13 protein-coding genes are annotated in these 12,889 nt (G+C 61.4%); 10 read left to right on the top strand and 3 right to left on the bottom strand.

Annotated features, from left to right (window positions below; genetic code table 11):
* Positions 1-89: 89 nt before the first annotated feature.
* The 5 genes from BLU63_RS29300 (at position 90) to BLU63_RS29280 (ending at position 5,227) form a co-directional block, all read left to right on the top strand.
* A complete protein-coding gene (locus BLU63_RS29300; protein WP_010459742.1) occupies positions 90-1,421 on the top strand; it encodes an aminotransferase-like domain-containing protein in 1,332 nt (443 codons plus the stop codon).
* 156 nt (positions 1,422-1,577) lie between these two features.
* A complete protein-coding gene (locus tag BLU63_RS29295; RefSeq protein ID WP_083376912.1) occupies positions 1,578-2,549 on the top strand; it encodes a tripartite tricarboxylate transporter substrate binding protein in 972 nt (323 codons plus the stop codon).
* Positions 2,546-3,040 (top strand): tripartite tricarboxylate transporter TctB family protein, encoded by a 495-nt coding sequence (locus tag BLU63_RS29290; RefSeq protein ID WP_077750510.1) that lies wholly within the window; start codon positions 2,546-2,548, stop codon positions 3,038-3,040. The genes BLU63_RS29295 and BLU63_RS29290 overlap by 4 nt, the downstream gene beginning before the upstream one ends.
* 14 nt (positions 3,041-3,054) lie before the next feature.
* Positions 3,055-4,563, top strand: coding sequence for a tripartite tricarboxylate transporter permease (locus BLU63_RS29285; RefSeq protein WP_010459748.1), 1,509 nt, complete (start codon positions 3,055-3,057; stop codon positions 4,561-4,563).
* Between the two features lie 76 nt (positions 4,564-4,639).
* Positions 4,640-5,227, top strand: a complete 588-nt coding sequence (locus BLU63_RS29280) for a LysE family translocator (protein WP_010459750.1) — start codon at positions 4,640-4,642, stop codon at positions 5,225-5,227.
* 67 nt (positions 5,228-5,294) lie between these two features.
* On the opposite strand, the gene BLU63_RS29275 is transcribed toward BLU63_RS29280, so the two are convergent.
* Positions 5,295-6,128, bottom strand: coding sequence for an AraC family transcriptional regulator (locus BLU63_RS29275; RefSeq protein ID WP_010459752.1), 834 nt, complete (start codon positions 6,126-6,128; stop codon positions 5,295-5,297).
* A gap of 35 nt (positions 6,129-6,163) precedes the next feature.
* On the bottom strand, positions 6,164-6,661 hold the full coding sequence (locus tag BLU63_RS29270; protein ID WP_083376911.1) for a VOC family protein: 498 nt from the start codon (positions 6,659-6,661) through the stop codon (positions 6,164-6,166).
* A gap of 266 nt (positions 6,662-6,927) precedes the next feature.
* Here BLU63_RS29270 and BLU63_RS29265 point away from each other — a divergent pair, with 266 nt between their 5' ends.
* Positions 6,928-7,176, top strand: coding sequence for a transmembrane sensor/regulator PpyR (locus BLU63_RS29265; protein WP_083376910.1), 249 nt, complete (start codon positions 6,928-6,930; stop codon positions 7,174-7,176).
* Positions 7,177-7,365: 189 nt separating this feature from the next.
* Here the strand turns inward: BLU63_RS29265 and BLU63_RS29260 are convergent, their stop codons facing one another.
* On the bottom strand, positions 7,366-8,283 hold the full coding sequence (locus BLU63_RS29260) for a LysR family transcriptional regulator (protein WP_083376909.1): 918 nt from the start codon (positions 8,281-8,283) through the stop codon (positions 7,366-7,368).
* Between the two features lie 113 nt (positions 8,284-8,396).
* On the opposite strand from BLU63_RS29260, the gene BLU63_RS29255 reads away from it, so the two are divergent.
* From BLU63_RS29255 to BLU63_RS29240, 4 genes are all read left to right on the top strand, one after another.
* Positions 8,397-9,242 (top strand): oxidoreductase, encoded by an 846-nt coding sequence (locus tag BLU63_RS29255; protein ID WP_083376908.1) that lies wholly within the window; start codon positions 8,397-8,399, stop codon positions 9,240-9,242.
* 381 nt (positions 9,243-9,623) lie between these two features.
* Positions 9,624-10,079, top strand: a complete 456-nt coding sequence (locus BLU63_RS29250; RefSeq protein WP_010459764.1) for a (2Fe-2S)-binding protein — start codon at positions 9,624-9,626, stop codon at positions 10,077-10,079.
* Between the two features lie 24 nt (positions 10,080-10,103).
* The gene (locus tag BLU63_RS29245) at positions 10,104-12,272 is read left to right on the top strand and encodes a xanthine dehydrogenase family protein molybdopterin-binding subunit (protein WP_083376907.1); all 2,169 of its coding nucleotides are present in this window, start codon (positions 10,104-10,106) and stop codon (positions 12,270-12,272) included.
* Position 12,273: 1 nt separating this feature from the next.
* Positions 12,274-12,852, top strand: coding sequence for a hypothetical protein (locus BLU63_RS29240; RefSeq protein WP_083376906.1), 579 nt, complete (start codon positions 12,274-12,276; stop codon positions 12,850-12,852).
* Positions 12,853-12,889 lie beyond the last annotated feature (37 nt).

Here is a 12,889-nt window from a genome sequence, read left to right as displayed (position 1 = left end):
GGCGTCCACTCAAGGGGCGGGGTTGCGTTCAGCGCATCGTATGACCGACTATCGATACAATCAAAAAATTGTCATGGATACATTTCCCTATGCCTCGCTCTCGGTACAAGTCGCTGGTGGACGCCTTCGCAGCCGATATCCGCTCAGGGCGTTTGCCGCCCGGTACGCGCCTGCCGACTCATCGTTTGCTCGCCGCCAGCCATGGTTTGGCCTTGGTCACTGCCAGCCGGGTCTATGCAGAGCTGGAGGCCATGGGCCTCGTCAGTGGCGAAACGGGGCGCGGGACTTTCGTCCGGGAGACTTCGCTGCCGCCCAGCCTGGGCATTCATCAGCCCAGCGTGGCGGCGGGGATGATCGACCTCAACTTCAACTATCCCTCGGTACCGGGGCAGGCCGATCTGCTGCGCAATGCCTTGCGTCAGCTCGCATTGTCCGGTGACCTGGAATCCCATCTGCGCTATCAACCGCACGCGGGGCGCCTGCACGAGCGGGCATCGGTCGCGCGCCATCTGGAGGTGCGCGGGCTGACGGTACAGGCCGAGCAGGTATTGCTCGTCAGTGGCGCGCAGCATGGTTTGACGGTGGCGTTGATGGCGCTGCTGCAACCGGGTGACGTGATCGCGGCCGACGCCTTGACCTATCCAGGGTTCAAGGTGCTGGCTGAAACGCTGCATCTGGAAGTCGTGCCCATTCCCGGGACCGACACCGGGCCGGATCTGGAGGCGCTGGAAAAGCTCTGCCGGAGCCGATCGGTGCGAGCCGTCTACACCATGCCGACGCTGCACAATCCGCTGGGATGGGTGATGGCCGCCGATCAGCGTGAACGCCTGGTGGCGATTGCGCGCCAGCATGACCTGCACATCATCGAGGACGCTGCCTACGCGTTCCTGGCCGAAGACTCGCTGCCGCCGCTCGCGCAACTGGCCCCCGAAAGAACGGTGTACGTTTCAGGCTTTTCCAAGAGCGTCGCCACCGGCCTGCGCGTCGGATTCGTCGCTGCGCCCCTGCAAACCGTGCCCGCACTGGAGCGCACGATCAGGGCGACTACCTGGAATACCCCCGGGGTGATGACGGCGATTGCGTGTGCGTGGATCGATGACGGCACCGTCAGCCAGCTCGAAGCGCAAAAACGTGCAGACGCACAGGCCCGCCAGGCCGTAGCCGATCAGCACCTGGCCGGCCTGCACTTCGTGCGCCATCCATCCTCCTACTTTATCTGGCTGCCCTTGTCGGAAGACGCACGGGCCGACCAGATTGCCATGGCATTGATGCGCGAGCAGGTGGCGGTCTCGACCGCCGAACCGTTTGCGACTTCTGTCCATGTGCCCCACGCAATCCGCCTGGCGCTGGGTTCGGTGGATTTGGGCGCACTTGCCGTGGCACTGGAGAAAGTGAAGCGGGTGGTCGGGGCGTACACGTAGCGAAGTCATTGCCCGGGTGTGATCACTTCGCTAGCCACACACCCATAACCACAACCATGACCTACGCTTGTTCACAGACGCATGTTCAGAGAGCAGGGTTTGCTCCTGAGCGCGATTCAATCGGCACCCCACAAAAATAATATCGGGAGAGTCCCTATGCTTGCCTTGCTCCGTCGATCAAGCCGCTTCATGGCAATTGCCGTCACCGCTGCCGCGCTCGCGGCACCGGCGTTTGCGCTGGACACCGTCAAGTTCATGGCCCCTGGCTCGGTCGGTGGCGGCTATGACCAGACCGCACGGGATCTGGGCAAAGCCCTGGTCGAGGCCAAGGCGGCCAAATCCGTCACCTTCGAGAACAAGGGTGGCGCTGGCGGTACGCTCGGGCTGGCGCAATTTGCCAACAGCACCAAGGGCGACCCGAATGCGCTGCTGGTGGTCGGGGCGATCATGGTCGCAGGTATTGAACAGAACAAACCGCAAATCACCTTGAAGGACGTGACACCGATTGCCCGGCTGTTCACCGAATACAACGTCATTGCCGTACGCAAGGAGTCCGAGTTCAAAACCCTGGAGGACTTGCTCAAAGCCTTCAAGGACAAACCCTCCAGCATCACGTGGGGCGGAGGTTCCAAGGGGTCGATTGATCACATCGGGATCGCCGACCTGGCCGGAAAAATGGGAATCCCCGTTAACAAGGTGAACTACGTGGCGTTCGCGGGTGGGGGCGAAGTGGTGGCGCAGGTACTCGGAGGCCAGATCAAGGTGATCACCGGAGGTTATGCCGAACTGGGCCAATACATCCGCAACGGCCAGTTCCGGGTGCTCGCCATCGGCGCGCCCGAGCGCATTGCTGGCATCGACGCGCCAACGCTCAAAGAGAATGGCTACGACGTGATCATCGGCAACTGGCGCGGTGTTTACGGTGCCGCGGGCCTCACACCCGAGCAGCGCAAGGAAGTGACGGACGCCGTGCTGGCCGCCGCCGCCAGCGATGGCTGGAAAGCCAATGTCGAGACCAATAAATGGGCGCCCAACCTTCTGACCGGCGATGAGTTCGGCAAATTCGTCGACGAAGAACACGTGCGGCTGCGCGCGATGCTGGTCGAGGTCGGGTTGATTGCGAAATGAACCCGACTCGTAGAATCCTGCCGGTGCAACTGGCGATCGGCCTCGGTGTGGTCGCCATCAGTACAGTGTTGGCGCTCGGCGCCAACCGCTTTCCTGAGGAAATGGGTTTCGTCATCCTTGGCGCTCACGTCTATCCCTACGCATTAGCGGTGTTCCTCGGTGTGGTCGGTCTGTTGCTGTGTTATCAGGCCGTCACCGGTGGTTTTCGCGAATTGGCCGATCACGAAGACGAGTCTGCCAAGGCGCTGCCCGGCGGCAAACTCGGGGCTGCCTGGGTGACCGCGGGCCTGGTGGGCGTGGCAGTGCTGATCAACCTCATCGGGTTCGTGCTGTCGGCGGGGTTGTTGTTCGCCTGTTCGGCCCGGGGGTTTGGCAGTCGTCGCCCGGTGCGCGACCTCGCCATCGGCATTGCCCTGACGCTGCCGATTTACTGGCTGTTCAACGCCGGGCTCGGCGTGTCCCTTCCGCCCCTGATCAACGCCTGGATCTGAGGAGGTAAAGCACGGTGGATATTCTCTCAAGCCTGGCCATCGGTTTCGCCGCCGCGCTGACCCCGATCAATCTGATGTGGGGATTCATCGGCTGCCTGCTCGGCACGGCCATCGGTGTCTTGCCGGGGATCGGACCGGCACTGACCGTTGCGCTGCTGTTGCCGATCACGGCCAAGGTCGACCCCACCGGGGCGCTGATCATGTTCGCCGGGATCTATTACGGCGCTCAGTTCGGCGGCTCGACCACGTCCATCCTGCTCAATACCCCCGGGGAATCGTCGTCCATGGTCACGGCCCTGGAAGGCAACCTCATGGCCCGAAACGGACGGGCAGGGCCGGCCCTGGCGACGGCGGCTATCGGGTCGTTTGTCGCCGGCACCATCGCGACGGTCCTGCTCACCTTGTTTGCGCCCATCGTTGCCACGTTGGCGCTGAAGTTTGGTCCGGCGGAGTATTTTGCGATTCTGGTGCTGTCCTTCACGACGGTGTCGGCAGTACTCGGCGCTTCGATGCTGCGGGGTTTCGTCTCGCTGGGGATTGGCTTGACGATTGGCTTGATCGGCCTGGATTCGACCTCGGGCATTGCCCGCTACACCCTGGGCGTGCCGGAGTTGGTGGATGGCATTGAAGTCGTGCTCGTGGCAGTCGGTTTGTTTGCCGTGGGCGAGGCGCTGTACAGCTTGCTGTATCAAAAAGAAGAAGCGTCCGGTCGGCACCGGTTGACGTCTTTGTGGATGACGCGCGCCGACTGGAAGCGCTCGATTCCCGCCTGGCTGCGGGGCACTCTGATCGGTTTTCCTTTCGGCTCCATTCCAGCCGGTGGCGCTGAAATCCCGACCTTCTTGTCCTATTCGGCCGAACGCAAACTGAGCAAGTTTCCCAAAGAGTTTGCAGGCAGCAAGGGCGAGGGTGCCATCGAAGGCGTTGCCGGCCCCGAGGCCGCCAACAATGCCAGCGCGACCGGTTCCCTGGTGCCGCTGCTGACGCTGGGCATTCCGACTTCCGCCACGGCTGCAATCCTGTTGGCCGCGTTCCAGAACTACAACCTGCAACCGGGGCCGATGCTGTTCCAGACCTCGGGTGATCTGGTCTGGACCCTTGTCGCCTCGCTCTACATCGGCAACGTCATCCTGCTGGTGTTGAACCTGCCGTTGGTGGGGTTGTGGGTCAAATTGTTGCAGATTCCCCGACCGTACCTGAACGCCGGCATTCTGGTGTTCGCCACCATTGGTGTATACGGCATGCGCCACTCTTCGTTCGACTTGCTGCTGATGCTGGCAATCGGTTGGGGCGGGGTGCTGATGCGGCGCTTCGATTTCCCTGTCGCGCCGGTGATCGTGGGCATGCTGCTGGGGCCGATGGCCGAAAAACAGCTGCGCAACGCGTTGTCCATCAGCGAAGGTGACTGGATGATCTTTCTGACGCAACCTATCGCCGCGTCGTTCCTCGCGCTGACCCTATTGGTGTTGATCGTGCCCCATCTGCTGCACGCTCGGGGCATCAAGTTGCATGAGGATGATTAGGCAGTTTTCTTCAATACGCAGGGCAGGGCGCTCAGTACCTTGGGCGCTGGTTTTCCTGAATTGAAGAAGGTGTGCGATGAGTCTGATTATCTCCATGGCCACATTTGCCCTGGTGGCGTCGATAACGCCGGGTCCGGTCAACATTGTCGCGTTGAGTTCGGGGGCGCAGTTCGGCTTTCGCGCCAGTCAGCGGCATGTGGCCGGGGCCACGTTGGGCTTTGTGTTATTGCTGGTGTTGATGGGCCTGGGGCTGCATGAGGTGTTGCGCATCTGGCCCGCGCTGACACAGGTGGTGCAACTGGCGGGCGTGGCGTTTTTGTTGTTCATGGCCTGGAAGCTTGCGGCAGACGATGGTCGCATCGACGCCAAAGAGTCGCGCCGGGCACCGTCGATGCTGTATGGCGCGGTGATGCAATGGCTTAACCCGAAAGCCTGGCTGGCGTGTGTGGCGGGCATGGGCGCCTTCGTCGCGGACGGCGAGGCGCGGTTGGTCTGGCAGTTTGCAGCGGTGTATCTGGTGATTTGCTACGTGTCGGTGGGGTGCTGGGCGTATGCCGGAACTTTCCTGCAGGGTTATCTGAATAACCCTGCAGGCATGCGCTTGTTTAACCGCGTCATGGCGCTATTGCTGGGGGCGAGTGCCGTGTATCTGCTGGTTTCCTAGCCCCCGGGTCACTCACCTCAATCGAGACCGGGCAGCAAACTGAACTCATTTTTTATCAATGGTGTGCTTAGCCTCGATACTGTCCCGGTGTCGCTGCCAGATGCTGTTTGAATACCCGCTGGAAATGCGCCTGATCGGCAAATCCCGCTTCCAGTGCTACCTCCGCAATCAACTTGCCATTGCGCAGTTGATCACGGGCGAACTGGATACGCCGGTTGACCAGAAAGGCATGGGGCGTCATGCCGTAATGGTGCTTGAAGGCGCGAATCAGGTAGGACGGAGACAGTTGAGCCGCGTCGCAAATATCCTCGAGCTTGAGTGGGTGTGTACAGTTGTCACGAATGTAGTCGGCGGCCCGTTCCAGCTTGAAATTGGGTTCGCGCAACGCTTGATCGACCGGGTTTAGCCGCTGTTGCACATCGGTAAAAAACTCCACCGCTGCACTGTGTTTGCACAACACGTCCTGCCAGGGATCAACCAGTATTTCGTACAAGCTGTTGAGGCCGTCGAACAGGTTGCCATCGCGGGTGTGGGTGACGGAAAACCGCCTGAAGGCGGAGTCCTGGCTGAAGCCGAGCTGACGCTGCAAATCGGTCAGCCAAGGCGTTTCGACGTACAGCATCAAGTATGACCACGGCTGGTCGTCGATCGGATTGCAGGCATGGACATCATCAGGGTTCATCAACACCACGGTGCCGGCGCTGACCTGGAACTGCGCTTGCTCATGAAGGTAAGTACTGCGCCCGGCGGTGATCGCGCCGATGGAAAAGTGCTCGTGGGAATGCCTGGTGTAGCAGACCTCGCGGCCGTCGGCGATGGAACGGGCCTCGATGAAGGGCAGGGCATCGTCTCGCCAGAAACGGGGTGCTGTGTCAGCGTCTTTGGCAAAGGTGTGCTTCATCGTCAATGTCCTCGGCAGGCCAGCAACGGAGTGTATTAGCTCTCGCCGTCAAAGGCTCGTCGCAACGCGGCAATGTCGAGCTTTTTCATCTGCATCATGGCTTGCATGGCGCGTTGGGATTTCTTCGTGTCGGGGTCTTTGAGCATGTCCATCATGGCGACCGGCACGATCTGCCAGGACAAGCCGAACTTGTCCTTGACCCAACCGCACTGCTCGTTCTGCGGATGGGCGGAAAGCGAGCCCCAGAAATAGTCGACTTCTTCCTGGGTCTGGCAGTTGACCTGAAACGAAATCGCTTCGCTGAACGTGAACGCCGGGCCGCCATTGAGGCCTGTCATGGGCTGCCCGTCGAGTTCGAAGCTGACCGTCATCACAGAGCCTTCGGGCATGCCATGAACCTCCTGGCCGGCCTTGCCGTAGTGAGTGATGGCGGTGATTTTCGAATGATCGAAGATCGAACAGTAAAACTTCGCTGCCTCTTCGGCCTGATTGTCGAACCAGAGGCAGGGCGTCAGTTTTTGCACGCGTTGCATGATGAAGCTCCTCTACGGGTGATTCATGCTGGATTATCAGCGTAGCCAGCTTGTAGTCGATTGGCTGGACCGTAGATCGACATTTACCCTCAGGTCCTGGTGTGCGAATGAGTCAAAATGACACCTGTGTGAGTCATATAGACCATTGGCGGGGATGGTCGTTATGACTCATATGGCTTCAGGGCGCTGATTTGTAAGGATTAAAAAACTGGCACGAGACTTGATACGTAAAACGTACAACTGAACTGCTTCAGGAGTACGGAAAAATGTTCGAGTTCTTCAACAATCCTCAGAACGTTCTGAACCTGTCGAGTCGCGTGCTGGGCGCGGGTCTGGCACTGCTTTTGGCGGGCATCTACGGCGCGTATCTCTACGGCGGCCATGTGCCAATCGTGGCGCTGGTGATGATGCATGCCATGACCATCGTCGGGCCGACCTTGCTCAAGATCGGCTACGTGATGCGCCTGCTGGCCCAGCATCGGTTGAGTAAAGGTTTGGTCAGGGCTGTGACTTGATGCGCAGACTCGCCGCTGCCCCCCTTTTCAGTCTCGGCGTTCGACCCTTCTTTCTGGCGATCGCCGGTGCGAGCCGGGTGTTTCCGGTACCGTTTTCCGGGTGGGGGCTGGGCTCTCGGCGCTGTTGTGGAGCGGCGCTTTCGGCCTGTTTCTCATGCACTACACCGCCATCCTGTTGAGGCCGAGACTCTAATGCCCGAGGCCGCCGCGATCAGCGATCCACTGCGTGGCCATGTCGATGAAGGCGCGCAGTTTCGGTTGAGTCTGGGTACGGCTGGGGAAGTACAGGTACAACCCCGAACTCAGCGGCACAAACGGCTGCAGCACTCGCTCCAGCTGACCGTTCGCCAGCTCGTCGATGATCTCCAGGTTGCAGGCGTAAGCTAATCCGAGCCCGTTTCGGGCGGCGCTGATCAGTAGCTTGCGATCATTGACGAGCACGCCACTCTCGACGCCCACCGTGAAGTCTCGCCCGTCGCGGCGAAACTCCCAGCGATGCGCGCTGCCGGAGCTGGCGAAGCGGAAGCCGATGCACGCATGCCGGGTCAGTTCTTCCGGGCTGAGCGGTTTGCCGGCCTTGGCGAAGTACGCTGGCGAACCCACCACCGACCATTGCAGGTCCGGTGTCAGGCGCACGGCGATCATGTCTTTCTCGATGGACTCTCCCAGCCGGATCCCGGCATCGAAACCGCTTTCCATCAAGTCGACTGTGGCGTCGTCCAATGAAATGTCGAGGCCGACCTGCGGATAAGCCTGGCGAAACAGCGGCATCAGCGGCTCGATCAACAAGGCGCCGGACAGGCGTGGCGCGGTGATGCGCAACGTGCCCATCGGTTGGTCGCGAAAACCGCTGAGCACCGCCAGGGCTTCGTCGATTTCACTGGCCGCCGGACGCAAGCGGGCGAACAGGCTGGCGCCAGCCTCGGTCAACGCCACCCGGCGCGTAGTGCGCTGGAACAGCAACACGCCGGTGCGCCGCTCGAGCAGTTTGATCGCGTGGCTGACCGCCGTGGGCGTCACCGCCAACCGGGTGGCGGCGAGGGTGAAGCTTTTGTGCTCGGCCACCGCCAGAAACTCGGTCAAGCCATCGAAAGGATCGTGATTCATATCGGCGCCATTATGAAAGACAGTTTCATAGTGCTTGTAACACGAGGGCATTTTTCAGACCAATCTTCCTGCGTACCTTGTGCTCACCCCAACCCGAACAAGGAACTCGATTCATGACCACTTCCCACACCTTCAAACGTGTCTGGCTCATCACTGGCGCTTCCCGTGGTATCGGCGCCAAGATCGCGGCCGCTGCACTGGCCAATGGCGACGCCGTGGTGGCCACCGCCCGTGATGCCAACAGCGTCACCCAACGTTTCGGCACTCAACCCGCGTTGCTCGCCGTGTCCCTGGATGTCACCAACGAAGCGCAAGGCATTGCGGTCGCCAAGGCCGCCATCGAGCATTTCGGGCGCATCGATGTGTTGGTCAACAACGCCGGCTTTGGTTTGCTGGGCGCGGTGGAAGAAGCCAGCGCCGATGAAGTGCGCCGCGTGTACGAAACCAACGTCTTCGGTTTGCTGAACATCACTCGGGCCGTGTTGCCATACATGCGCGCCGCCCGCAGTGGGCATGTGATCAACCTGTCTTCGGTGGGGGGTTACGCGTCGGGGCCGGGGTTTGGCGTCTATTGCTCGACCAAGTTTGCCGTCGAAGGCCTGAGCGAGGCGTTGCACGCCGAGTTGGCACCTGTGGGCGTCAAAGTCACCGTGGTTGAGCCTGGATATTTCCGGACCGAATTCCTCGAGGGCAACTCCCTGGTCGAATCCCCGTCGACGATTGCCGACTACGACAGTACGGCGGGTGAGGTGCGCAAAATTGCCAAGGCCGTGACCCTGAACCAGCCGGGCGACCCGGACAAGCTCGCCCAGGCCATGATTATCCTGGTGGAAGCGAAAAAGGCACCGCTGCGCTTGCCGATGGGCAGTGATTGCGTCGCGGCGATCGAAGCCAAGAACGCCTTCGTCGCTGATGAATTGCAGACGTGGCGCGAGGTGTCGGTGTCCACCGACTACTGATCGCAATCTTTGTGGCCAGGGAGCTGCTGTGGCGAGGGAGCTTGCTCCCGCTGGGCTGCGAAGCGGCCCCAAGCCCTCCAAACCCGGTACATCAGAAAAACCGTGTTAGCTGGTTTTGCGAGGCTTCGCCGCCGAGCGGGAGCAAGCTCCCTCGCCACAAATGCCCACCAGGCACAAAAGCCCGCTAGCCGCCCAAGCGCCATCACTACAAAACCTCATTCCAAGGCCACCCATCAAGGTGGCCTTTTTTTGACCGGTGGTCGATGAACCGGTCTCGCCCGGCATTTTGCGCTTAGCTGTAGGGATAACCGGAGGCGCGTGTAGGCATTCCGTGTCACAGCGACGCCCCTTCAGAACACCGTGAGTCTGAGGAAATTCGCAATGCTGACCCTGAATATCAACGGCAAGGATCAGGAGTTGGATGTCCCCGCGGACATGCCGCTGCTCTGGGTCCTGCGCGATGTCGCGCACCTGACCGGGACCAAATTCGGTTGCGGCATGGCCCAGTGTGGCGCCTGCACCGTGCACGTCGACGGCGCGCCGCTGCGCTCGTGCATCACGCCCGCCACCGCGGTGGCCCACGGGCAAAAAATCCTCACCATCGAAGGCCTGTCCACTGACGGTTCGCACCCAGTGCAGCAAGCCTGGGCCGAACTCGACGTGGTGCAGTGCGGTTACTGCCAGTCCGGGCAAATCATGTCCGCCGCCGCGCTGCTGGCGAAAATCCCCAAACCCACCGACAGCGACATCGATCAGGCGCTCTCCGGCAATATCTGCCGCTGCGGCACCTACCCAAGGATCCGCGCCGCGGTCAAACGCGCCGCCGAGATCGGTTGATGCCACGTTGAAGGGAGTCTGAACATGAACAGCATCAACCCGGTGTCACGTCGCGGTTTTCTCAAGGGCAGCGCGCTGTTGGGCGGAGGTCTGGTGGTGGCGTTCGTCATTCCCGGCGCCCATCGCTTTGCCGTGGGGGCGGAGAATGAAGGCAACGTGTTTGCGCCCAATGCGTTTTTACGGATCGGCAACGACAACGTCGTCACCGTACTGCTCGGCCACTCGGAAATGGGTCAGGGCATCTGGACCGGCCTCACCATGCTGATCGCAGAAGAGCTGGACGCCGACTGGTCGAAAATCCGCGTCGAACATTCACCCGCCTCGGCGGCTGACTACGGCATGGCGGGTTTCGGCGGAATGCAGATCACCGGCGGCTCGACTTCGACATGGATGGAGTTCGATCGCTATCGGCAGGCCGGCGCGGCAGCGCGTCTGATGCTGGTTGACGCGGCCGCCAAGCGTTTCAACGTCGCGCCCTCGGCGATTCACACCGAGTCAGGTGTGGTCATTGCCGGCGACAATCGCGCGACCTACGGCGAACTGGCGGACGACGCCGGCAAGCTGCCGGTGCCGGATCCGGCTTCGATCAAGTTCAAAGAGGCCAAGGACTGGAAACTGATCGGCAAACCCACCAAGCGCCTGGACACCCCGGACAAAATCACCGGCCGGGCCAAGTTCGGCATGGACGTGCAATTCGAGGGCTTGATGACCGCCATGGTCGCCCGCTCACCCGTGTTTGGCGGCAGCGTCAAATCTTTCGAAGGCGCCGAAGCGCTGGCCGTGCCGGGCGTGCATAAAGTGGTGCAGGTGCCCACCGGCGTGGCGGTGATTGCCGACCATTACTGGGCGGCGAAGCTGGGGCGTGATGCGCTGAAGGTCGAGTGGGACCTGGGGCCGAATGCCGGCCTCGACAGCCAGAAATTGCTGGAAAGCTTCCGCAAACTCGCGACCACGCCTGGCGCCTCGGCCAGCAAGGCCGGGGATACCACCGCCGCGCTGGGCAAGGCGGCCAAGACCGTCGATGTCGAATACAGCGTGCCGTACCTGGCCCATGCGCCGATGGAGCCGCTCAATTGCACGGTGAAAATCAGCAAGGACAAGTGCGAGATCTGGACAGGCACGCAGTTCCAGACCCTGGATCAAATGATCGCGGGCAAGATCACCGGGCTCAAACCCGAGCAGGTTGAAATCCACACCGAATTCCTCGGCGGCGGCTTCGGTCGCAGGGCCAATCCGACCTCGGACTTTGTCGCTGAAGCCGTGCAGGTCGCCAAGGCGGCAGGCGGGCCGGTGAAAACCGTCTGGTCCCGGGAGGATGACGTCCGCGGCGGTTATTACCGCTCGGCGTTCCTGCATCAGGCACGAATCGGCCTGGATGCTGGCGGCATGCCCGTGGCCTGGAAGCATGTGATGGTCGGTCAGTCGATCATGGCCGGCACCATGATGGAGGCGACGATGGTCAAGGACGGTATCGACAAGACCTCGGTCGAAGGCGTTGCCGACAGCCCGTACCTTGAAGACCTGGCCAATCACCAGGTGGAACTGCACTCGCCGACTACCGGCATCAGCGTGTTGTGGCTGCGTTCGGTGGGGCACAGCCACACGGCGTTTGTCATGGAGTCGTTGATTGATGAACTGGCGGAGGCGGCTGGCAAGGATCCGGTGGATTACCGACGAACCTTGCTCAAGGCGCATCCGCGACATTTGGGCGTGTTGAACCTCGCCGTCGAAAAAGCCAACTGGAAGGCGGAACTGCCGGACGGCCATGCCTTGGGTGTGGCGGTGCATGAGTCTTTCGGCAGTTACGTCGCGCAGGTCGCTGAGGTGTCCCAGGACGACCTGAAAATCCGCGTGCACCGGGTGGTGTGCGCGGTGGACTGCGGGATTGCGGTCAACCCGATGAGCATCGCGGCGCAGATGGAGTCCTGCATCACCTTCGGCCTCGGCTTTACCTTGCACAGCAAACTGACGTTCAAGGACGGTCAGGTGGTGCAATCCAATTACCACGACTATCAGGTGCTGCGGCTCAACGAAATGCCGGTGGTCGAAGTGCATATCGTGCCAAGCACTGAACGGTCCGGCGGTATTGGCGAAGCCGGCGTCCCACCCACGGCGCCGGCAGTGGCCAACGCGGTGTTCGCCCTGACCGGGCAGCGCTTGCGGGAACTGCCGTTGCAACTGTCGGGGGTGTGAGATGAGACGACATCTGATTCTGGGGACGGTGGTGTTGATCGGCTTGGCCAGCTATGCCGAGCACCTGTTTGCTGACGATAAGGAAGCCATCAAGGCGTTTGATACGGTGCAGAAGGTCTTTCAAAGTCCGCGTTGCCAGAACTGTCATATCCCGGGCGATTCGCCGTTGCAGTTCGATGCAGGCATCCCCCACGCCATGAGCGTAGTGCGCGGGATGGACGGCAAGGGCGCAGCGGGTTTGCCCTGCGCGACCTGTCACGCCGAGGCCAATCCGCCCGCCAGCTACGGGCCGCATACGCCACCGGGGGCGCCGCACTGGAGCTTGCCGCCCGAGGCGCACAAGATGGCCTGGATCGGGCTGCCGGCCGACCAGTTGTGCGCGATGATCAAGGATCGCTCCAGTAATGGTGACCGTGATTTCGCGGCCCTGATCAAGCACGTCACCGAGGACAAACTGGTGCTCTGGGGCTGGAATCCGGGTGAGGGAAGGGCGCCGGTGCCGGTGCCGCACGACATTTTCGTCACCCAATTCAAGCTGTGGGCGGCCGCTGGAGGCCCGTGTCCGGTGCAGGGCAGTTGACCGGCGGTCCGTTAACAGGGAGTCAAACCGGGTATGC

The sequence above is a fragment of the Pseudomonas mandelii genome, from assembly GCF_900106065.1.
GTDB lineage: Bacteria > Pseudomonadota > Gammaproteobacteria > Pseudomonadales > Pseudomonadaceae > Aquipseudomonas > Aquipseudomonas mandelii.
The sequence above is the reverse complement of the archived record's forward strand: the minus strand, read 5'-3'. Positions and strand labels throughout refer to the sequence as shown.